The organism is Prolinoborus fasciculus (genome assembly GCF_056724605.1).
Genome location: NZ_JBWZQN010000010.1, coordinates 43,004 through 63,608, shown reverse-complemented (window position 1 = coordinate 63,608; position 20,605 = coordinate 43,004). Strand labels below are relative to the sequence as shown.

Annotated in this window: 21 protein-coding genes; 9 read left to right on the top strand and 12 right to left on the bottom strand. The window is 42.5% G+C overall.

Going from position 1 to position 20,605, the window contains the following annotated elements:
- Nucleotides 1-5: 5 nt before the first annotated feature.
- Nucleotides 6-1,175, top strand: coding sequence for a succinyldiaminopimelate transaminase (dapC, locus tag AC1P5O_RS04015; protein WP_004731542.1), 1,170 nt, complete (start codon nt 6-8; stop codon nt 1,173-1,175).
- Nucleotides 1,176-1,275: 100 nt separating this feature from the next.
- Here the strand turns inward: dapC and AC1P5O_RS04010 are convergent, their stop codons facing one another.
- On the bottom strand, nt 1,276-1,752 hold the full coding sequence (locus AC1P5O_RS04010; protein ID WP_004278946.1) for a glutathione peroxidase: 477 nt from the start codon (nt 1,750-1,752) through the stop codon (nt 1,276-1,278).
- Nucleotides 1,749-2,168 carry a peptide-methionine (R)-S-oxide reductase MsrB gene (gene msrB / locus AC1P5O_RS04005; RefSeq protein ID WP_004645533.1) on the bottom strand — a complete coding sequence of 140 codons (420 nt, stop codon included), beginning with the start codon at nt 2,166-2,168 and terminating at the stop codon, nt 1,749-1,751. The genes AC1P5O_RS04010 and msrB overlap by 4 nt, the downstream gene beginning before the upstream one ends.
- 427 nt (nt 2,169-2,595) lie before the next feature.
- On the opposite strand from msrB, the gene AC1P5O_RS04000 reads away from it, so the two are divergent.
- Nucleotides 2,596-3,828, top strand: coding sequence for a pyridoxal phosphate-dependent aminotransferase (locus tag AC1P5O_RS04000; RefSeq protein WP_499005713.1), 1,233 nt, complete (start codon nt 2,596-2,598; stop codon nt 3,826-3,828).
- 212 nt (nt 3,829-4,040) lie between these two features.
- Entirely contained in the window at nt 4,041-5,252 is a 1,212-nt protein-coding gene (locus AC1P5O_RS03995) for a YbfB/YjiJ family MFS transporter (protein WP_005103567.1), read from the top strand.
- On the opposite strand, the gene AC1P5O_RS03990 is transcribed toward AC1P5O_RS03995, so the two are convergent.
- The 3 genes from AC1P5O_RS03990 to icd form a co-directional block, all read right to left on the bottom strand.
- Entirely contained in the window at nt 5,231-5,644 is a 414-nt protein-coding gene (locus AC1P5O_RS03990; protein WP_318270379.1) for a peptidoglycan DD-metalloendopeptidase family protein, read from the bottom strand. The two genes, AC1P5O_RS03995 and AC1P5O_RS03990, sit on opposite strands and share 22 nt — an antisense overlap.
- A gap of 287 nt (nt 5,645-5,931) precedes the next feature.
- Nucleotides 5,932-6,063 (bottom strand): hypothetical protein, encoded by a 132-nt coding sequence (locus AC1P5O_RS03985; RefSeq protein ID WP_004645538.1) that lies wholly within the window; start codon nt 6,061-6,063, stop codon nt 5,932-5,934.
- A 301-nt stretch (nt 6,064-6,364) separates the two neighbouring features.
- On the bottom strand, nt 6,365-7,621 hold the full coding sequence (icd, locus tag AC1P5O_RS03980) for an NADP-dependent isocitrate dehydrogenase (RefSeq protein ID WP_153566971.1): 1,257 nt from the start codon (nt 7,619-7,621) through the stop codon (nt 6,365-6,367).
- Nucleotides 7,622-7,815: 194 nt separating this feature from the next.
- Between icd and AC1P5O_RS03975 the strand changes: the two genes are divergently transcribed.
- On the top strand, nt 7,816-8,604 hold the full coding sequence (locus AC1P5O_RS03975; protein WP_004731551.1) for an rRNA large subunit pseudouridine synthase E: 789 nt from the start codon (nt 7,816-7,818) through the stop codon (nt 8,602-8,604).
- A 117-nt stretch (nt 8,605-8,721) separates the two neighbouring features.
- Nucleotides 8,722-9,117: a hydroxyisourate hydrolase gene (gene uraH / locus AC1P5O_RS03970; protein ID WP_044113019.1), complete on the top strand. Its 396-nt coding sequence runs from the start codon at nt 8,722-8,724 to the stop codon at nt 9,115-9,117.
- A 5-nt stretch (nt 9,118-9,122) separates the two neighbouring features.
- Here uraH and AC1P5O_RS03965 read toward each other — a convergent pair whose 3' ends face one another.
- A complete protein-coding gene (locus AC1P5O_RS03965) occupies nt 9,123-9,836 on the bottom strand; it encodes a hypothetical protein (protein ID WP_153566972.1) in 714 nt (237 codons plus the stop codon).
- A gap of 170 nt (nt 9,837-10,006) precedes the next feature.
- On the opposite strand from AC1P5O_RS03965, the gene paaI reads away from it, so the two are divergent.
- Nucleotides 10,007-10,399 carry a hydroxyphenylacetyl-CoA thioesterase PaaI gene (gene paaI / locus AC1P5O_RS03960; RefSeq protein ID WP_004278956.1) on the top strand — a complete coding sequence of 131 codons (393 nt, stop codon included), beginning with the start codon at nt 10,007-10,009 and terminating at the stop codon, nt 10,397-10,399.
- Between the two features lie 78 nt (nt 10,400-10,477).
- Here the strand turns inward: paaI and AC1P5O_RS03955 are convergent, their stop codons facing one another.
- On the bottom strand, nt 10,478-12,181 hold the full coding sequence (locus AC1P5O_RS03955; protein WP_153566973.1) for a M61 family metallopeptidase: 1,704 nt from the start codon (nt 12,179-12,181) through the stop codon (nt 10,478-10,480).
- Nucleotides 12,182-12,356: 175 nt separating this feature from the next.
- On the opposite strand from AC1P5O_RS03955, the gene AC1P5O_RS03950 reads away from it, so the two are divergent.
- The 3 genes from AC1P5O_RS03950 to slyD all read left to right on the top strand — a co-directional run bounded on the left by AC1P5O_RS03950 (nt 12,357) and on the right by slyD (nt 15,817).
- Complete coding sequence (locus AC1P5O_RS03950; RefSeq protein WP_168730805.1) at nt 12,357-13,670, top strand: D-alanyl-D-alanine carboxypeptidase family protein; 1,314 nt, start codon at nt 12,357-12,359, stop codon at nt 13,668-13,670.
- A gap of 241 nt (nt 13,671-13,911) precedes the next feature.
- Nucleotides 13,912-15,198, top strand: coding sequence for an NAD(P)/FAD-dependent oxidoreductase (locus AC1P5O_RS03945; protein ID WP_004645547.1), 1,287 nt, complete (start codon nt 13,912-13,914; stop codon nt 15,196-15,198).
- Between the two features lie 136 nt (nt 15,199-15,334).
- Nucleotides 15,335-15,817, top strand: a complete 483-nt coding sequence (gene slyD / locus AC1P5O_RS03940) for a peptidylprolyl isomerase (protein WP_004278960.1) — start codon at nt 15,335-15,337, stop codon at nt 15,815-15,817.
- 166 nt (nt 15,818-15,983) lie between these two features.
- Here slyD and AC1P5O_RS03935 read toward each other — a convergent pair whose 3' ends face one another.
- From AC1P5O_RS03935 to AC1P5O_RS03915, 5 genes are all read right to left on the bottom strand, one after another.
- Nucleotides 15,984-16,757, bottom strand: a complete 774-nt coding sequence (locus AC1P5O_RS03935) for a M48 family metallopeptidase (RefSeq protein ID WP_004278961.1) — start codon at nt 16,755-16,757, stop codon at nt 15,984-15,986.
- 112 nt (nt 16,758-16,869) lie between these two features.
- Entirely contained in the window at nt 16,870-17,178 is a 309-nt protein-coding gene (locus AC1P5O_RS03930) for a hypothetical protein (protein ID WP_005263419.1), read from the bottom strand.
- Between the two features lie 160 nt (nt 17,179-17,338).
- Nucleotides 17,339-18,658, bottom strand: coding sequence for an adenylosuccinate synthase (locus AC1P5O_RS03925; protein ID WP_004278963.1), 1,320 nt, complete (start codon nt 18,656-18,658; stop codon nt 17,339-17,341).
- A gap of 70 nt (nt 18,659-18,728) precedes the next feature.
- Entirely contained in the window at nt 18,729-19,895 is a 1,167-nt protein-coding gene (locus AC1P5O_RS03920; protein ID WP_004278964.1) for an ATP phosphoribosyltransferase regulatory subunit, read from the bottom strand.
- Between the two features lie 206 nt (nt 19,896-20,101).
- Entirely contained in the window at nt 20,102-20,557 is a 456-nt protein-coding gene (locus AC1P5O_RS03915; protein WP_004645552.1) for an Lrp/AsnC family transcriptional regulator, read from the bottom strand.
- Nucleotides 20,558-20,605: the final 48 nt, after the last annotated feature.

Genomic DNA, 20,605 nt, shown 5'->3' with positions numbered 1-20,605 from the left:
TATTCATGAACTCTAGCTTGTCTCTACTGCATCCTTATCCGTTTGAAAAGTTAAATCAGCTTTTTGCGGATATCCAGCCTGCAAATATGCCCTTAATTCCCCTGTCGATTGGTGAACCGAAGCATCCTGCACCGGAGTTTGTGAAACAAGCGATTATTGATAACTTTAAACATTTGTCGACCTATCCAAACAGTAAAGGCTTGCCGGAACTACGTGAAAGTATTGCTCACTGGCTGACGCGCCGTTTTCACCTAAATAGCATCAGTGCAGACAGCAATATCCTGCCTGTTTCTGGTACACGTGAAGCGATTTTCTCGTTTGTACAGGCTTTGGTGAATCGTGAAGATGCACCTTATGTGGTGATGCCAAATCCGTTTTATCAGATTTATGAAGGCGCAACACTGCTCGCAGGTGCCAAACCTTATTTCATCAACTGTACTGAGGAAAATAACTACCTTGGTGATTTTGATGCTGTTCCGGCAGAAGTCTGGGAAAAAACGGCATTGCTATTTGTCTGTACCCCGGGCAATCCAACCGGTGCAGTATTATCAAAAGAGCAGTTTAAAAAACTGATTGCCCTGTCGGATCAATACAACTTTGTGATTGCTTCAGACGAATGCTATTCGGAACTGTGGTTTGATCAGGCACCCGTAGGTTTACTGGAAGTTTGTGCTGAAATTGGCCGGGATGACTATAAAAACTGCGTGGTGTTCCATTCACTGTCTAAACGCTCTAACCTTCCGGGTATGCGTTCAGGTTTTGTTGCCGGTGATGCCAGCCTGTTAAAACCTTATTTGCAATATCGTACTTACCACGGCGCAGCGATGCCGGTACAACATCAACTGGCTTCAATCGCTGCCTGGGATGATGAAGCGCATGTGGAAGAAAACCGGGTGCAATACCGTGCCAAGTTTGATTTATTCCAGAAAGAACTCGGTCACCTACTGCCACTCAAAAAACCGGATGCCGGTTTCTACTACTGGCTAAAAGTTGACAATGATGAAGCCTTTGCCAAACGTTTGATGGAAGAGGCACATATTAAAGTACTTCCGGGTCGTTATTTATCCCGCGATACTGAACAGGGTAATCCGGGTGAAAATCATGTACGTCTGGCACTTGTGGCCGATCTGGCGCAATGTGAAGAAGTTATCCAACGCCTGAAAGCTATTCTCTAAATTTTAATCATGATTAAAAACCCACTTTAGATAAGTGGGTTTTTAATTGAAATCAGATGAGCTCTATCTTCATCTCATACTGAGAAGATGACGCTGATTCTTACAAGACTTTGGCAATTTCATCTTCAAGATCTTCAGGCTTGGTGGTCGGAGCAAAACGGTTCAATACCTTGCCATCACGGCCAATCAGAAACTTGGTAAAATTCCATTTAATTCCATTGCCTAAAATACCTTTGGAATTGTTAGTCAAATAGCGAAAAATGGCGTGCGCTTCAGGGCCTTTGACATCCACCTTGGAAAACATCGGGAAAGATACCCCGTAATTCTTCTGGCAAAATTCACCAATCTGTTCATTGGAACCTGGATCTTGACCACCAAACTGATTGCATGGAAATCCCAAAATTTCCAGACCTTGATCTTTATATTTTTCGTAAAGTTTTTCTAATCCTGAAAATTGTGGGGTAAAACCACACTTACTCGCTGTATTGACGATCAAAAGTACCTTGCCTTCGTAATCTGCAAGTGGCTTGCTTTTGCCATCTAACAATTCAGCTTCAAACTGATAAATGTTAGTCATGGATAGGTTTCCTCATCATTTTTTTCTTGTGTTTCTAAGTCCAAAGAAGCCGAGTTGACACAATAACGCAAACCGGTCGGTTCTGGGCCATCCGGGAAAACATGCCCTAAGTGTGCGTCACAATGATGACAAACAATCTCAGTTCTGACCATTCCGTGTGAAGTATCAGGTAATTCTTCTACCACTGAACTGCTGACAGGACGGTAGAAACTTGGCCAGCCACAGCCGCTGTCATACTTGGTCTCAGACGAGAACAGTGGCGTGCCGCAGCAACGGCATACATAGGTGCCATCTTGCTTGGTATTCCAGTATTTTCCAGTAAATGCCGGCTCGGTTCCCTTCTCGCGCGTAATGCGAAACTCCTCAGGTGATAACTCTCTTTGCCATTCCCGGTCTGATTTATTGAGTTTTCCCATGATCACATACCTTTTTATCTTGCTATTTAAAATAGGATAATCCTATATTTACGTGATTCATTTTAAAAATTCTAGTCTTTATTCAACATTTTACAAAAGACATATAATGCCGAAAAAAAGCAAAAAGAAAGCAAATATAAAAATAAAAGTAAGCAATTTTTACATTAAATGTTTTTTAGTGAGCAAATTTAATGGTATTCTTAGCTCTAAATTTGCTCAGGATTAAAAAATGTCGCAAAAAAAGAGCGTAATTTTTAAAAATCTGCTGCCTGTGATCAAACAATATCAGCAGCTTGGATTTACGCATGAAAAAATTGTTGCACTACTTCGAGATGAACATGATCTCGATCTAGTCACAACTGAGACATTTAAAAGTTATTTATATCGTTATGCAAAAGTGACCTCCACTTCTTCCGAGAACATCAAAATGCCGAACACTTTCCAAACCCCTCGCGAGATCAAGAAATCATCTAAGCTCGAGCATGTATGCTACGACATTCGCGGACCTGTGTTACGAGCGGCCATCGAGATGGAAGAAGCCGGTCACAAAATTATCAAATTAAATATTGGCAATCCTGCCCCATTCGGTTTTGAAGCGCCGCAGGAAATTATCAACGATGTGGCTTTAAACCTGCCGAATGCGATTGGCTACACGGATTCCAAAGGGATTTTCCCGGCGCGTAAGGCGATCTGTCAGTATTATCAGCAAAAAGGCATTCTAGATATGCACGTCAATGACGTCTATATCGGCAATGGTGTGTCTGAACTGATCGTGATGGCCATGCAAGGTCTACTGGATGATGGCGATGAAATGCTGATTCCAATGCCGGATTATCCACTCTGGACGGCAGCAGTGAATCTGTCTGGCGGTACAGCGATTCACTATAAATGTGATGAAGAAAATCACTGGTATCCAGATATTACTGACATGGAAAGCAAAATCACGCCAAATACCCGTGGTATTGTGATTATTAACCCGAATAACCCGACCGGTTCGGTTTACCCACGTCATGTGTTGCAGCAAATCGTCGACTTGGCCAAGAAATATGACCTGATTTTATTTGCTGATGAAATCTACGACAAAATTATTTACGATGGAATCGAGCATGTTGCTGTAGCAGCTCTGGCTGGCGATCAGCTCTGTGTTTCGTTTAACGGTTTATCTAAAGCCTATCGTATTGCTGGTTTCCGTTCCGGCTGGATGGCCATTACCGGCGATAAAGCACGTGCCGCAGACTATATCGAAGGTTTGGATATGCTGGCATCGATGCGTTTGTGTGCCAACCATCAGGCTCAATATGCGATTCAGACTGCACTGGGCGGTTATCAGTCAATTAACGACCTAATTCGCCCAGGTGGGCGTTTATATGAACAGCGCAATATTGCCTGGGAAATGCTGAACGAGATTCCAGGTGTATCTTGTGTCAAGCCTGAAGGTGCAATGTACTGTTTCCCGAAACTGGATCCGAATGTGTATCCAATTCAGGACGATGAAAAACTGATGCTGGATTTGTTACGTGCCGAGAAAGTGCTTCTGGTTCAAGGTACAGGCTTTAACTGGCCGACACCGGATCATTTCCGTGTAGTATTCCTGCCGGCTGAAAATGAACTGCGTGAAGCCATTACCCGTGTTGGCCGTTTCCTGGCCAAGATGCGTTAATTCTTGAAATAGACAATATAAAAAACCGCGTTGATACGCGGTTTTTTATTTCTCTGAAAAAATTCAGGCTTTTGACTGATGAAATCTTAAAAATCATACCGGTTTCTTTGAGCAAATTTCTGCACTCAATGGTTTCTTCTCAGGCAATTTCCCCTCAATCATGAAGATTCATGTTATTTTTTGACCAAATATAAAATTCTATGAGTGCACGGATGTCCTCAAACACAATCAAGCTCAGCCTTTTTCTTTGTCTTAGTATGTGCTTGGGCATTGGCATTCTTCGTTTTTCTTATACTGCACTGTTACCTGGCACACGAGAAGCCTTTGGCTGGAGTACAGATTTTGCCAGCCTCTTGAGCAGTGCCAATTTGCTGGGTTATTTAATCGGTGCTTTTACCGCGATGCGTCTTCCTCAAGACCGCAGTATGAGTACCTATATTCAAATTTCAGCCTTTGCTGGCATGTTCAGCCTGATGTGTTGTGCGTTTTCTGGTTTTTCTGAAGCGTGGTATATCGCTTGGCGTATCATTTCAGGGATCAGCGGTGGACTGATGATGATCTTATCGCCGAGTGTGGTCGCGCAGTGTTGTGAACTTCAGGATCGTCTTAAAATCAACTTTATTGGTTTTAGTGGGATTGGACTAGGCGTTTTAATTGCTACCCTGTTTCTGCCTTATCTGGATCAAATTTCCATACAGACGGCCTGGCTGATCTTATGTGGTTTTGCCCTGCTCATCTGTATCGTTTTAAGTTTACTGATTCAGAAATTTAAGCCGTATTTGTCCGTACAAGCCCCTGCTGTTATCTCTACTCTATCTCTGAATAGCATCTTTTATAGTTTACTGACAGTTTATGCTTGTAGTGCTTTCGCCTATATACCGCATTCACTCTTCTGGATTGATTATTTAAGCCAGCAGTTGGGATTGAGCTTGTTCTGGATTAATTTCAACTGGATTCTGTATGGAATAGGCAGTGCCTTGGGTGCCTTTAGTGCTTATGTGCTGGCCAGAAAATGGGGTAATTTTGCTGCCCTGAAAATTCTTTATAGTCTTTATATTGGGGCTATTTTTATTGCGACTCTAGATGCTTATCCCTTACTCACTTTTAGCTCTTCCTTTTTCACTGGGATGCTAAATCCGGCTGTGGTCTTCCTGACCTCCTATACCATTTTGCAACTGTATGGACTGGCTTATAAAAAGCTCTGGAGTATTGCTACCTTGTGTTTTGCCTCGATTCAGCTGATCGGTGGACTCAGCTTTAGTGCGCTGCAATATTTTGGATTGAGCTATCATCAACAGTTCATACTGGCCACATTGGTTCTTTTATTAGGAACATTGCAATTGTTCTGGTGTACACGTCCTGCCAGACTCAAGCCTGAACAACAAACTCAGCCAGTGTCTGCTCATGGAGAAGGAACTAAATAAGGATAAGGATTGGTTGCTCCTTGCCCACCCAGATAAATCCCATAATGTAAATGCGGTGGGGTATTTTTAGCATTGCCCGTATTACCCACATAAGCGATGACTTCACCTGCTTCGACCCAGTCGCCTTCCTGAATATCCGCTGCATAATCATCCAGATGTGCATAATAATGCTGACTCATATTGGGGCCAGTCACCCAGATAATTTTCCCACCCAGATTGTTGGTACCAATCCTACGCACAATACCTGGGGTCGCGCTGAATACTGGCGTACCGCGTTTGGCAAAAATATCCGTCCCTTCATGTTTACGACCGGCACTACGGGCTGCTCCCCAGGTATCATTAATTTGACCAACTCTGACGCCTTCAACCGGAATCTGTAGCGGAGCTTCCAACTGGGCTCTCTGTAATTGCCAATACAGATAAGGGCTTTTCCAACCTGCTGCCTCCCCTGAAGGCGGTGGTTGACAGGCAGTCAGTAGAAAACCTATAGATAACAGTAAGCTTATAATCCGGAGAAATTTCACCAATATTCGCATTAAATTAAATAGATGACTTTTATCTTAATCACAACCGCCTAATTTAAAGTCACAATCCTGTTATTTTTAGTGATGATTTTATACAAGCGTTCAAATAACAAAACCCTCAAATGAGGGTTTTGTTATTTTAGGTGGATAGGAGATTATCTACGTTTTTTAGCACGAGATGGTTTCGATGGTTGTTGCTGTTGTTGCTGTTGCTGCTCTTCATTCTGAGCATTGTCCTGCTTGTCTTTTTGTTGGACCTGCTTATGTCTCGCTTTAGCTTTAGCCATGATTTACTCCTTTGGAGAAACGTCTCTATATCACTGGAAGTTCCATTCATCACTGTAACGTTTATACAAAATAAGCCAATCGCTGAGCTGTATCCAAATACGTCAATGTAATACAGTGTTTACTAAGTTATTCAGCTTAGAACGAATCATTTCTAGGCTCATTACACTTCTTACATGATCTTGCAGCCTGATACTTATTTTAACGTTTAACCTTAAACCGTTCAGCCTTTGCTTCCCAATAAAGTGATAAAAAAACCCGCCGTAATTGCGGGTTTTTTTATTCATAAATTGCATCGCAATTTCAGGCATCCATATTGGCAATAATCGCTTCACCAAACTCGGAACAACGCAGCAAGGTCGCCCCTGGCATTAAGCGCTCAAAATCGTAGGTCACCGTTTTTGCCGCAATCGCACCCGAAATCCCCTTGATGATCAAGTCGGCAGCTTCTGTCCAGCCCATATCACGCAACATCATTTCTGCTGACAGAATAATCGAACCCGGATTTACTTTATCTTGTCCAGCATATTTAGGCGCTGTACCGTGGGTTGCTTCATAAACTGCAATCGAACCGCCGATATTGGCACCCGGTGCAATCCCGATCCCGCCGACTTCCGCAGCCAGCGCATCAGAAATATAATCACCATTTAAGTTCAGTGTCGCAATTACAGAATAATCCGCCGGACGCATCAAGATTTGCTGCAAGAAGGCATCAGCAATGACATCTTTAATAATAATGTCTTTGCCTGTTCTTGGATTTTTGATTTTAACCCATGGACCACCATCTAAAAGCTCACCGCCGAAACGTTCCAATGCGACCTCATAGCCCCACTCTTTAAATGCCCCTTCGGTGTATTTCATGATATTGCCTTTGTGCACCAAGGTCACACTCGGCTTGTCATTCTCAATGGCAAATTGAATCGCTTTACGTACCAGACGCTGGCTACCTTCTTTGGAGACAGGTTTGATTCCGATTCCACAATTGTCTTCAAAGCGGATGTTGGTTACACCCATTTCTTCTTTCAAAAACTTGATAACCTTTTTCGCTTCCTGAGAATCTGCTTTCCATTCAATACCGGCATAAATATCTTCTGAATTCTCACGGAAAATCACCATGTCGGTCAGTTCCGGATTATGTACTGGCGAAGGTACCCCTTCAAACCAGCGCACCGGACGTACACAGACATATAAATCCAGTTCCTGACGTAAAGCCACATTCAAGGAACGAATACCACCACCGACTGGCGTGGTCAGTGGACCTTTAATCGATATCACATAATCGCGCAGTGCTTCGAGAGTTTCTTCAGGCATATAGGTGCCGTAAATTTTGTCAGCTTTTTCACCGCAGTAGACTTCCATCCATTCGATGGAACGCTTCCCGGCGTATGCTTTTTGCACAGCAGCATCTACCACAGTTCGCATTGTTGGTGTAATATCTGCACCAATTCCATCCCCTTCGATAAATGGGATAATTGGATTATTTGGTACGTTGAGTGACAGGTCTGCATTAACGGTAATTTTGGTACCATCCACAGGTACTACGATTTTTTGATATCCCATTATTAGTATTCTCCCGGATGCCGCTGACAAATCTAAAATAATTGCCAATTAGGCAATACTTTCAACTGTTCTTAACGCATAATATTCTAATCCAGATTTGTTGTTTTTGAGATTTATACGGGAAATAACTAAATTTCCCTTTTAAATAAACCTCTACATTTTTTAAATTAATGTAATTATAGAAGTTATTTCCTATGAAAATCGTCATTCTAAACAAACCTTATGACGTCCTCTCCCAATTCCGTGCGGATGAAAAGCACCCAACCATGGCTGATTTTGTCAACGACAAAGATTTACGTCTTGCGGGTCGTTTGGACATGGACTCAGAAGGTCTGGTTTTCCTCACCGATCACGGTGGTCTCAACCAATATATCACCAATCCTGCCAATAAAAAGTTTAAAACTTATATGGTGCAAGTGGAAGGTGATGTGACCGAAGAAGCACTTGAACAGCTTCGTAAAGGCGTTGAACTGAAAGATGGCATGACGCTTCCTGCACGTGCTGAAAAAGTGTCTGAACCGGAATGGTTGTGGGAGCGTAATCCTCCTGTACGTTTCCGTGCCTCTGTTCCGACGTCTTGGGTTGAGATTTCAATCTGTGAAGGTCGTAACCGTCAGGTTCGTCGTATGACATCTGCTGTCGGCTTCCCTACACTGCGTTTGATCCGTACCAAAATTGGTGAGATTGATTTGGTTCGTATGGGATTGCAACCGGGTGAAACCAGAGAAATTGAACCATTACTTTATCCAGACTTCCAGAATGTTCCTGCGGAAGAACCATACCGTTCACGCTCTTATGTGAAAAAGCCGGGTGGTACGGGTGGTAAGCCAATGGTTCGCAAGAACAAAGATGGTTCTGTGAAAAAGTCTGGCACCAAACGTATCTGGCAAATGGATGAAAGTGAAAAGCCGCGTCGTAAGACCAATGGCACAACTCGTCCAAATACCAAAGCACCACGTGGTCGCGGCCGCGGTCGTGGCTAAGTTTGAATAGATTCAATCAAGCTCACTTCGGTGGGCTTTTTTATTACATAACTTAAATATTTTTTTATTTTTCAATCTATTAGAATTAATTAAAGTATTCATTTTAATGTGAGTCTCATGAAAAAAATAATTTTCGCTTTAGCTGCGACTTCCCTTTCAACTTTTGGCTTTGCCAATCCGCTGAGTGTGCATGTACTTAATCAGGAAACCGGCCTACCCTCTGCTAATGTCACGGTCACCCTAGAAGCTCAACAAGGTGAGAAATGGGTCAAGCTCAATGAAGCCAAGACAGACAGTAATGGTCGTATTAAAGAATTTTATCCTAAAGACACCGCGTTACAAAAAGGCGTTTATAAAGTAACGTTTAAAACGAGTGATTGGTTTAAGGCCAATAATCAACGGACGTTCTTCCCTGAAGTGCCGGTAGTTTTTGTGATTGATGGCACGTTGGAGCATTACCATATTCCACTGTTATTAAGTTCTTATGGCTATTCAACGTATCGGGGGAATTGAGTTTATTACTTATCAATCATGTTAGATTCAAGTTCATAAAATGGATGCTTAGATTGATAAATATATGTTTTTAGTAACTTCTTATAGTCTCTTCCATTTTTACTCTGATACTCAATTATAAAATCAGCGTCAACTTCTTTATGCTTATTTAATTCATCTAATTTCGTTTGGTCTAGTTCAAACTTAATATGTTTAACCTCACTAGCTAAAAATTTATTTTCTTTAGCTATAACTGCGTTTTTTTCACCTGATTGTATTTTAAAATCAAACGCATCTTCACCCAAGTTTTCGATTATCAAATATAAGTTCGCATAACAATTAATAGTCATTTCCTTATTTGAAAATACAGTCCTAACTCTAGAACTCAATATAAGAAAACGTGGTTCTAATGTTTTTTGTACTTCTTGTAATTGAATTTTTTGAATTTCACCAAGTTGTTTTTGATATTCAACACTTTCTTTCATTTCCTGGATTTGGAGCTGTAATGCTCTTTCCTGTTGTTCTAATGCTTTTGTATTTTGCTCTAGCTGCTTACCTTGCTGCACATAGCCTAAAATCAGCCATAAGAAAGCGATAGGTGCAACTATACCTGCAAGAAAATCCCCTAATTCATTTAAAGATGTTGGATTTTTCAAATCACCAAAAAACCAAAATAGAAAAATTACAGCTAGCCATACAACTGTAATTCTAATCCCCCAATTTAAACTATTTTGATTCATCTTCTAATAATAAAAAAGCCATTCCTAAATATGGGTTTTACCTGCTTTTTCTTATGTGTGCAAACAAGATTTCTAACTCTTCCATCTTGTCATTCTGACTATCCGATGTTATTTATGATTCATATATTTAATAATTTAAAATAAAACATATCTAAATAAGGAGTTTTGCAATGGATCAGCAAGTCAACCAGATGTTTAATCAGGACCGGTTAATTCAGCATCTTGGTGCTCATCTGGTTTCTTATAATCACAATTATGCAAAGATCGAATTAAAGGTGACTGAACAACATTTACAAGGTCATCAGACCTGTAACGGTGCCGTGATTTTCGCACTGGCAGATGCAGCTTTTGCAATTGCCTGCAATACCGGTGAACATCCGGCAGTCGGTCAACATTGCGGTATTCATTATTTAAAACCGGGATTGCTTGGCGACACGCTGACTGCTGTAGCCGAACACAAAACCAGCAGTGGCCGTAGTGGCATTTATGACATTCAAGTGATGAATCAACATAATCAAATCGTGGCAGAATTCCGTGGTACATCACGACTGATCATTAAATAGATGTTCTTTCAACATGCACTTCAATAAAAAAACCGGTGACGATGCACCGGTTTTTTTAAATTAAGAATAATTTCGGATTTAAACTTTAAGCCATTTCTCGACTTTAGCCGGATCTTCCACTTTCAGTTCAACTTCGGTCAGTTCAGAACCCGCAGCTTGAACCTCGAAGGTCATCAGCTCATCACGACGGAATGCATACACTGTAAAAGTACCTTGCTGTTTTGCATAGCTTTCAACAAGTTTGGTCGTTGCTTTTAAGCCATCAATTGCAATAATGACATCATTGGCAGAAAGGCCAGCGAGTACAGCAACCCCATCACGACGCGCAGATTGAACCAGCACACCTTCCGGCTTATCTGCCAGTTTTAAACCGAATGGCAAAGACTTTTCATTTCTCAGGCTATAAGCCATACCAAATTCAGGGAATAGCTGATCGAGCGGCAATTCATCTGTAGTATTGATCAAGTGATTAATCTGTTCTGACCAATCATCTCCTGTCAGCTCTTTGCATAATTCAAAGATTGTCCGTTCATGTACCTGAACACCCTTCTGAGCGTTTTCATACAAACGACGCATCAGGGCATCCAGACTTGAACCACGTAAACGCAGACCCAAATCCAGGCACAATGCAACTAAACAGCCTTTGTTATAATAGCTGGTACCCGCATTATTCGAGTTTTCATCCTGACGATAGAATTTCACCCAGGCATCAAAACTGGATTCAGAGACTGACTGAATCGCACGTCCCGGATTTTGCAAATAGCGGTCAATCTGTGCTTTTAACAAAGTAATATATGATTCCTGATTAATCACGCCGCTGCGTAGCAAGATCAAATCGTCATAATACGAGGTGAAACCTTCAAAGATCCACAACAAAGAAGTATAGCCTTCTCTGTTTAAATCATAATTGACGAAGTTTTCAGGGCGAATGAATTTCACCAACCATGAATGGAAATATTCATGGCTACATAAGCCCAAGAAACGCTGATAATCTTTAGATGGCTCTTCTGGCTCATTGGCTTTCGGCAAGTCATCACGTGGTGAAATCAGGCTGGTAGAATTTGGATGCTCCAGACCGCCATAGCTATTGCCGGTTGCCATGGTCATAAAGGTATAGTCTGTAAACGGCGCCGAACCAAACATTGAAATTTCTGTAGCACAGATTTTTTCAATGTCCTGCTGCATACGCGCCGCATTCATCGCGTGTTTGCCTGACACCACAAACTCATGTGGAATACCATTTGCTTCAAAACTGAAACGGGTTTGTTCTGCCAGCTCAAATGGCGCATCAATCAGTTCGGCATAGTTTTTAGCTTTCAGGGTGAAACGGCCTTTGACCAGACTTTTAGCCTGCATTCCTGTTGCCAATTGAAAATGCTTCAATTCATCTGGCAGGAAGATTTCCAGTTCAATTTCTTTATTTTCCTGACCTTCTAGCCCTAAACATGCACAAGCGGGATTCACATAGAGACGATTTTGATCCACATATGCACCACGAACGGACAGATCATAGGCATACACATCATATTCCACCGTAATCAGCTCATGATCGGTATTGAATAAACGCCATTTGTTCTTTTCAAATTTCTGGATCTGTAACTGGCGCCCATCTTCATCATAGGCTTTGACCGCTTCAATGTGCTTGGAAAACTCTCGAATCAGATAGCTTCCCGGAATCCAGGTCGGTAATGACAAGACTTGAGTCGGGTCCGCAAGAAAACGAACAGTCACGTGAATAAGATGCTGACGATAATCGTCAAATTCAATTTGATAATGCAACATAATGAACGATATAAAATTAAAATAAATGAGATATAGCTTAGCTTAGCATTTTTTAAGCCAGTATGGTTTAGCTGTCTTATTTGTCTACATTTACGACTAGCTATCTGTATAAAAAAGGCATAGCATGCGTGAAAATTAAATCGTTCAACACCCGCCGGGTTATCAAGGAACACCATTGAAATACATCATCTCACTGATTGCGGTTTTCAGTTTATTTATTCCTGCATTTTCACATGCTGCCCTACTCAATATTGTGCCTGAAAGCGTTGAAGCTGAAGCCTGGACCATTCTGGATTCACAGTCTGGTCAAGTCATTGCAGAGCATAATGCCGATGTGCAACGCGCTCCGGCTTCGCTGACCAAAATGATGGTGGCTTATATTGCCTTAAAGGAAATTGAGGCCGGAAAATTAGATAAAAATGAAGTTTTAACCGCGACCTCTGTGGTGAAAACTGTGATGTGGGATGAGTCACAAATGTACCTGAAAGAAGGTGATCAGATTTCAATCGATCAGCTTATGGCGGGCTTAATTATCATGTCTGCTAATGATGCCGCAGTCACGCTGGCTGAGAAAATTTCGGGTGGTATTCCGCAGTTTGTTGAACGTATGAATCAGGAAGCCAAAGCGCTGGGCATGCAGCATACCAATTTCCAGAATCCGGCCGGCATTACCATGCCTGAGCATTATTCGACTGCCGCCGATTTGGCCAGACTGTCTATGGCGGTGGTGAATGAAACTCCAGATTATCTGTATTATTCCAAGCAGCCAAGCTTTACCTACAATCAGCATTTTCATCGTGCGACCAACCGTGTGCTTCAGGTCGATCCAACCGTAGATGGCTTAAAAACCGGTTTTACCCGTGCGGCAGGCTACAATCTGGCGCTGACGGCCAATCGTGTCACAGCAGATTTTGAAATGCCAAATCGCCGTCTGATTGTGGTGGTGCTGGGTACTAAAAGTGCCGCAAAACGCGCTGATGTATCACATAAGCTGATGAATCTCGCTTATACCTATACCCGCAATGAAGTAGCGATCAAAGATCAACAGCTACTGGCTGAATTGCCTGTGATCAAATCCACCTTAAAAATGTTTAAGGTGCAAACCAAGCAACCGCAGATCATTACCACTTCTTTATATGATCAGGGCTACAGTATTGACCTGAACCAGTTTGATCAAACCCAACAGCGTGTCATGCTGAATACAGGTGATGGCGTTTTAAAAAGTATCGAGCCTTTACAGGAAACGCAAACTCATATCAATGTTGAAGTGAAAGCATCTGAACTCATTGCACCTTTGGCGACCATGATGCCTTTGGCGACTATTCAGGTTTATCAGAATAATCAGTTGATTCGTACCATTCAGATTGAGGATCATGTCGAAATTGAAGAAGCCAACCTGTTTCAGAAATTCTTTACTTGGCTACAAGGCTTATTCGGTTTGTTTTCAGACAATACGCCAAGCGTAAAGCTTTATCCTTTAGATAGATAATAGCCCTACATCTCAAGTTACTTTTCTTTAAGCTAGAAGATCTACTCGCTGATCTTCTGGCAGATTTTCTTTTCTCCCTGCATCACTCCCCAAGACAGGGAAACTTACCTGCCCTCACAGAATTGCTACGTTTTGTAATGTGTATAACAATTTTAACCAAGACGCGATCTGGCCCATGCCATAGTATATTTTCTCTCTATTTCTCTTATTTTTATTAAAAAAATAAACAGGTTAATCATATATGACAGCACATAAAATCGTGATTGTGGGTGGTGGTGCCGGTGGTCTGGAACTGGCAACTCAGCTGGGTGAGAGCTTGGGTAAAAGCGGCAAAGCGCAGATTGTTTTAGTCGATCAAAAACTGACGCATATCTGGAAACCGCTGCTGCATGAAGTTGCCGCAGGCACCTTAAATCCACATGAAGAAGAAACTAATTATTTTGCCCATTCAGCCGCACATCATTATGAATTTGTCTTGGGGACATTTACCGGTCTGGATCGTGAAGCGAAACAGATTGTGGTAGAAACAGAATATTTCTCCAAAAAAGCCCAAGCCAAGAAGAACCAGCGCATCGACTATGACACCCTGGTACTGGCCTTGGGTTCTACCTCGAATGACTTTAATACCGAAGGCGTCAAACAGTTCTGTCATTTTCTCGACAGCCGTCCACAAGCTGATATCTTTCAGCAGGATCTGTTGCATCTCTACTTGAATGCTCAACATGAAGCTTCGAGCCGTGAACTGAATATCGCGATTATTGGCGCCGGTGCGACTGGAGTAGAATTGGCTGCCGAGTTGGTGGAGGCCAAACACAATTTCTTTAAATATGGCTTAAACAAGGTCGATCCAAATAAAGTCAAAATTACCTTAATTGAAGCGGCGGATCGTATTTTGACTGCGCTCTCGCCGAAAGTTGCTGAACATACCATGCAACAGCTGGAAAAATTCGGTATTGAAGTCCTTACCAGTCATCGTGTGGCCAAGGTAGATGAAGACAAAATTTATTTTGCAGATGGCTCAAGTCTGGATGCCGAGATTAAAGTCTGGGCCGCAGGTATCAAAGCACCTGAAGTCTTGGCACAACTGCAAGATATGGAAAAGGACAATATTCACCGCTTGAAAGTCTTCTCCACCCTGCAAACCAAATCTGATCCAGACATTTTTGCTTTTGGTGATTGTGCTCACTGCCAGCCTGCTGCAGATGAACCGGTCTTGGGTCCACGCGCACAAGTGGCTAGCCAACAGGCCAATTTCCTGGCCAATGCCTTGAAAGCACGTGTCAATGAAGAAAGTTATTTACCGATGTTTAAATTTTCTGACAAAGGTTCACTGATTTCCTTAAGCCAGAATAAAGCCGTCGGCGAGTTGCTCGGTCAGGTCAATGTGCAAGGCTTTGTTGCCAAATCGATGTATGTTTCTTTATATCGAATTCATCAGGCGACCATTCATGGTTATGCGCATGCTGGCATTCTCACCGCAAAAGATTTTGTTACACGAAAAATTTCTCCAAAGCTGAAATTGCATTGAAATTCCAGAATTTGGCCCAATCAATGAAAAAATCGTCAACAAAATTGTCAAATTGCGTTTTTTTGCTAATTTTAGTCTACAAAAATGCAATTTCACTTTATGATGTACCCTTAAAAAATTGAATGGATCAATTAACATGACTGCTATTGCAAATAACCTCGTGGTTTCTTTCCACTACACATTGACTAACGCAGAGGGTGAAACTCTCGACCAATCTCAAGGTGAACCACTTGCCTATTTGCACGGTGCAGGTAACATCATCCCAGGTTTAGAAAATGCGTTAGAAGGCAAAACTGTAGGTGAAAAATTCACTGTAAACGTTCCTGCTGCTGAAGGTTATGGCGAATACAACCCTGACCTAGTTCAAGAAGTTCCTGCGCAAATGTTCCAAGGCGTAGACAACATTCAGGCAGGTATGCAGTTCCAAGCTCAAACTGATGACGGCGTGCAAATCGTAACTGTTAAAGCAGTTGAAGGCGACAATGTTGTTGTTGATGCTAACTTCCCACTTGCTGGTCAAGACCTGACTTTCGAAGTTGAAATCGTATCTGTTCGTGAAGCTTCTCAAGAAGAATTAGATCACGGCCACGTACACGGTGTAGGCGGTCACCAGCACTAAGATCTTCTGATCTTGAGTGAAAAAAGGCAAAGTCAGACTTTGCCTTTTTTATTGCCTGAAAATAGCCCGCAGAATATTAACCATCCAATTAGCTATAAAAAAAGCAGAGCCATTGCCCTGCCTTTTCAATCCGATCAAGATCTCCTTTCAGAGGATGATCACTGGATTATTTGTTTTGGTTATAAATCTGCATAGCTGCTGGCAACTGTTGACGCATTTGCCCAATACGCTGGCTATTCGATGGATGCGTAGACAGGAAGGTTGCACCACTGCCGCCACCGAGTTTGTTCATTTTTTCCCACAAGGTAATGGCTGCATTTGGGTTATAACCTGCGCGCGCCATCAGCATTAAACCGCCTTGGTCAGCACGGCTTTCCAGATTACGCGAGTATGGCAAGCCAATCCCGATTTGACTACCCAATTGTGCGGCTGCAGCACCACCTTGACCCACACCTGCTGCATTTAAGCCAATACCCAAGGCCAGATCAGTCAGGGCCTGAGCACCGATTTTCTGCTTAGAATGCTCTTCTAAAGCATGCACCATTTCATGACCCATAATCGCTGCAATTTCAGCATCGGTCAGATTCAGTTTATTCACGATACCCGTATAGAATACAACCTTACCACCTGGCGCAACAAAGGCGTTAACCTGGTCAGATTTGAGCACAGCCAATTGCCACTGGAATGCCGTACCGGTTTGATTCATCTGGTTAGCAACCGGTTTCAAACGGTTAAATACATTATTAATCCGTTTATAGGTCGCTGAACTGGTATCCAGTTGACCTTTGTTCTTCGCATCATTGACCATGGCATTATAGCTTTGGCTCGCAGATGCATTTAAGGTCGCAGTATCTGCCCCTGCCATATCGGCAATGGTGGTACAACCTGATAATGTTACGACTGTAGCAGCCGCCATACTCAATAAAAGTTTATTCTTCATTATAATTTACTCCGCCTTAGCTCAAGGGCAATTTACATTGTAAAAATTATAAGTGAAAGCGCGCAGCAGCTAAACGCTTAATTCATTCATCTTCTTATAAATTATGTAATTTTTAAGCCAAATACTGTATCGCCAACCAATAAATCAGACAAATAATATTGAGGCCCAAGTAAACCTGACTCAGTGGTTTGATTTTCTGTTCAAGCACTTCGTCTTTACGTTTGAAATATAAAAAAGCATTTTGCAATAAAATAATAGGCACTAATATACATGCAATAATGACACTCAGACCAATCAGCACCGCATAAATCACTTCGGGGTTTTGGGTTTGCGCACGAATAATCATCATGGCCATTGTTGGCGCCCCGCCCATCGCGAATAACAATGAATAAAACATGGTCGCCGATATATTTTTTTGCATCCTGCTGCTCATTTTTCTTTCTTTATATACCGCTATGTTAAAGCACATCACGTGGTATTACCGATGCAACTTTAGTCTTGAAATAGCTGCATAAATTCAGGATATAAAAAAACCCATCCGGAAATGGGTTTTTATCATTCAAGCTTTAATCAAATGAAGATTAAGCATCAAACGGGTGGCGAAGAACAATCGTTTCTTCACGGTCTGGACCTGTTGAAATGATGTCGATTGGACATTCAATCAATTGCTCAAGACGTTTTACATAGTTCAATGCAGCTTCTGGCAATTGATCCAGTGATTTCGCACCGAAAGTTGACTCAGACCAGCCTGGCATAGTTTCGTAAATCGGTTTTAAAGTTTCGAATGCAAGCGCATCAGAAGAACCGACACAACCAGAATCTGCAGCTTCATAACCCACACAGATTTTCACTTCTTCTAAACCGTCAAGAACGTCAAGTTTAGTCAGGCAAATACCAGAAAGTGAGTTTACATCAACTGAACGGCGTAGGATTTCAGCATCGAACCAGCCACAACGACGTTGACGGCCAGTAGAGGCACCAAATTCATTACCAATCGTACCGAGGTGTTTACCAATCGCATCACCCGTGTCATTTGCAGCGTCATACACCAACTCAGTTGGGAATGGACCTGCACCTACACGCGTTGTATACGCTTTGGTAATACCCAGTACATAGTCAAGATGCAAAGGACCCAGACCTGAACCAGAGCTTACGCCACCAGCAGTGGTATTCGAAGAAGTCACATACGGATATGTACCGTGGTCAACGTCAAGAAGTGAACCTTGCGCGCCTTCGAACATGATGTTGTCACCGTTTTTACGGTAGTTATGCAATTCAGTGGTCACATCCACAACCAGTGGCGCAACAACTTTACGCCATTCGTCGCAAAGTGCCAGCACATCTTCCAATTTAACTGCTTCAACACCGTAGTATTCAGTCAGCTGGAAGTTATGGTAGTCCAGAAGTTCAGTTAACTGAGCAGTAAGATGTTCACCACCACGTACTAGGTCAGCAACACGTACTGCACGACGCGCTACTTTGTCTTCGTATGCAGGACCGATACCACGACCTGTCGTACCAATCTTCGCATTACCACGTTTTTTCTCACGCGCCTGATCAAGTGCGATGTGGTTCGGAAGAATCAATGGACAGTTAGGAGAAATGCGTAAACGTTCTTTAACAGGAACGCCTTCTTTTTCAAGAATGTCCATCTCTTTGATGAGCGCTTCAGGAGAAAGAACAACACCGTTACCAATTAAGCACAATACGTTTTCACGTAAAATACCTGATGGAATGAGGTGTAAGACAGTTTTCTTACCACCAACCACAAGAGTGTGACCTGCGTTATGTCCGCCTTGATAACGAACTACCGCTGCCGCTTGATCTGTGAGCAGGTCGACGATTTTACCTTTACCTTCGTCGCCCCATTGGGTACCAAGTACCACAACATTCTTGCCCATAATAGCCTCATTACATCATGCTGTTAAAGTTGAAAGCCCCGCTCAGCGACATGAACACTGAGCCAAGCAGTTAAATCGTTTTGACTGTCCACTCACCATTTGCATTCACCAGCTGGTGCGTCGCATATGGAATCGAGTTTAAATCATCATTACCCAGTAACTGAATTACACTTAAGCCTTGTGCACGAATATTCTGAATTGCATTCAGAAGTTCTGCATCAGTGCCTTTAGGTGCAACCACGACCTGTACCGCATCAAACTGGCCTGCGCTTAAAGCATATAAGTCACAAGAGAAACCGGTTGCCGGACGCGCACGGCCAAAATGTTCACCAATGCCATCATAACGGCCACCTTGTGCCAGTGCAGCTGCACGGTTCGGTGCATAAACTGCATACATCAAGCCAGTATGATAATGGTATGAACGTAATTCAACCACATCAATACCAATACTCAAGTTTGGCCAACGGGTTTGAACTTCGTCTTTGGTGGTTTGCAAGACATTAAAAGCCTGCGTAAATGCTGGATTTGCCAACACTTCAGCACTTAAATGCGCTTGTAATGCATCCAGGTCGCTGGCATAGCGTCCAAGGGCATAAAAATCCTGACCAAATTTCAGGTCTGCCGTGAATTCTTCTAATTCTGGCAAAGCCTTGCGTTGGTATAAATCAGATAATTGCTGTTCAGCGACTTTGTTCAAGCCTGCTTGAGCCACCAGACTGCGGAATAAACCGACATGACCTAAGTCCAGATGGATACCATCTGCCAGACCTGTCTCCTGAATCAGACTGATCATCAAATCGACCATTTCCACATCGGCATCGATGCTGTCTGAACCAAAGAGCTCCGCACCTAACTGTAGTGGCGCGCGCGAGGTATTAAAACCGCGAGGCTTGGTATGCAGAACGGTTCCTGCATAGCAGTAACGTGCCACACCTTCCACTGGATGTACATGCGCATCAATACGAGCCACTTGTGGTGTCATATCGGCACGCACACCAAGCAAACGACCAGAAAGCTGATCGATTACCTTAAAAGTGGCTAAGTCTAAATCTTGATTCGATTCTGAGAGAGAAGATAGAGATTCGATGTATTCAATGAATGGCGTGTACACCAGCTGATAACCTCGAGATGCAAGGAAATCCAGTGATTTACGGCGCAGACTTTCAATAACTTGCGCTTGTTCTGGTAATACATCAGCTACACCATCAGGTAATAACCATGTCTCTGAAATGGGCATGTTGTAAACCTAAATTCTTGTCAGCGCGGAACGAATCCGCATAAAAAAATCGGGAGCACACCCGATTTCTCCTAGTCTAGCACGATAGTTTTGGCTGTGCATCGCAAATTTTATAATTTTCGCTACCTGATGAAATCAACAACAATAGTGTCAACTATCAGCGTTTTAATGCACATTCAAAACAAATAGCATGAAAAAATCCGGTATTAAACCAAAGGCAATGCAGTCGTGCTTTTAACCGTTTGCAATGGAATTTCAGTTTTTACGCTTTGAATGCAGGGAATTTGGGTTAAATGATGAATCTGAAATTTACGATAGGCATCCAGATCAGCCACCACAATTCTTAAAAAGAAATCACAATCGCCCGCCATTAGCTGGCATTCAACCACTTCTGGCATTTCCTTGATCGCTTCGACAAATTGGTCGACCACGGCAGCTTCTTGAGACTTGAGCCAGACACGTGCAAACACACTCATCGCCAAATTGACCTTTTGCGGATTCAGCAGCGCGACATATTGCTCAATCACACCATCATCTTCCAGCTGTTTCACCCGTCTTAAACAGGGTGACGGTGACAAGCCAATTAATTGAGCCAGTTCATTATTTTGTAGTTTTCCATTCTTTTGCAGCTCATGCAAAATGCGTTTATCTATTTGATCCATATTTATACTTTGGCATTTAAAACCCTTTAAATTTAATTTAGCGCAATT

Excerpts from the sequence above, each read along its gene's own strand:
- slyD (WP_004278960.1), top strand. The coding sequence starts at position 15,335 with ATGACTGCTATTGCAAATAACCTCGTGGTTTCTTTCCACTACACATTG.
- paaI (WP_004278956.1), top strand. The coding sequence starts at position 10,007 with ATGGATCAGCAAGTCAACCAGATGTTTAATCAGGACCGGTTAATTCAG.
- AC1P5O_RS04010 (WP_004278946.1), bottom strand. The coding sequence starts at position 1,752 with ATGACTAACATTTATCAGTTTGAAGCTGAATTGTTAGATGGCAAAAGC.
- AC1P5O_RS03930 (WP_005263419.1), bottom strand. The coding sequence starts at position 17,178 with ATGCAAAAAAATATATCGGCGACCATGTTTTATTCATTGTTATTCGCG.
- AC1P5O_RS04000 (WP_499005713.1), top strand. The coding sequence starts at position 2,596 with ATGCCGAACACTTTCCAAACCCCTCGCGAGATCAAGAAATCATCTAAG.
- uraH (WP_044113019.1), top strand. The coding sequence starts at position 8,722 with ATGAAAAAAATAATTTTCGCTTTAGCTGCGACTTCCCTTTCAACTTTT.
- dapC (WP_004731542.1), top strand. The coding sequence starts at position 6 with ATGAACTCTAGCTTGTCTCTACTGCATCCTTATCCGTTTGAAAAGTTA.
- icd (WP_153566971.1), bottom strand. The coding sequence starts at position 7,621 with ATGGGATATCAAAAAATCGTAGTACCTGTGGATGGTACCAAAATTACC.
- AC1P5O_RS03915 (WP_004645552.1), bottom strand. The coding sequence starts at position 20,557 with ATGGATCAAATAGATAAACGCATTTTGCATGAGCTGCAAAAGAATGGA.
- msrB (WP_004645533.1), bottom strand. The coding sequence starts at position 2,168 with ATGGGAAAACTCAATAAATCAGACCGGGAATGGCAAAGAGAGTTATCA.
- AC1P5O_RS03925 (WP_004278963.1), bottom strand. The coding sequence starts at position 18,658 with ATGGGCAAGAATGTTGTGGTACTTGGTACCCAATGGGGCGACGAAGGT.
- AC1P5O_RS03995 (WP_005103567.1), top strand. The coding sequence starts at position 4,041 with ATGTCCTCAAACACAATCAAGCTCAGCCTTTTTCTTTGTCTTAGTATG.
- AC1P5O_RS03985 (WP_004645538.1), bottom strand. The coding sequence starts at position 6,063 with ATGGCTAAAGCTAAAGCGAGACATAAGCAGGTCCAACAAAAAGACAAG.
- AC1P5O_RS03975 (WP_004731551.1), top strand. The coding sequence starts at position 7,816 with ATGAAAATCGTCATTCTAAACAAACCTTATGACGTCCTCTCCCAATTC.
- AC1P5O_RS03935 (WP_004278961.1), bottom strand. The coding sequence starts at position 16,757 with ATGAAGAATAAACTTTTATTGAGTATGGCGGCTGCTACAGTCGTAACA.
- AC1P5O_RS03920 (WP_004278964.1), bottom strand. The coding sequence starts at position 19,895 with ATGCCCATTTCAGAGACATGGTTATTACCTGATGGTGTAGCTGATGTA.
- AC1P5O_RS03955 (WP_153566973.1), bottom strand. The coding sequence starts at position 12,181 with ATGTTGCATTATCAAATTGAATTTGACGATTATCGTCAGCATCTTATT.
- AC1P5O_RS03965 (WP_153566972.1), bottom strand. The coding sequence starts at position 9,836 with ATGAATCAAAATAGTTTAAATTGGGGGATTAGAATTACAGTTGTATGG.
- AC1P5O_RS03945 (WP_004645547.1), top strand. The coding sequence starts at position 13,912 with ATGACAGCACATAAAATCGTGATTGTGGGTGGTGGTGCCGGTGGTCTG.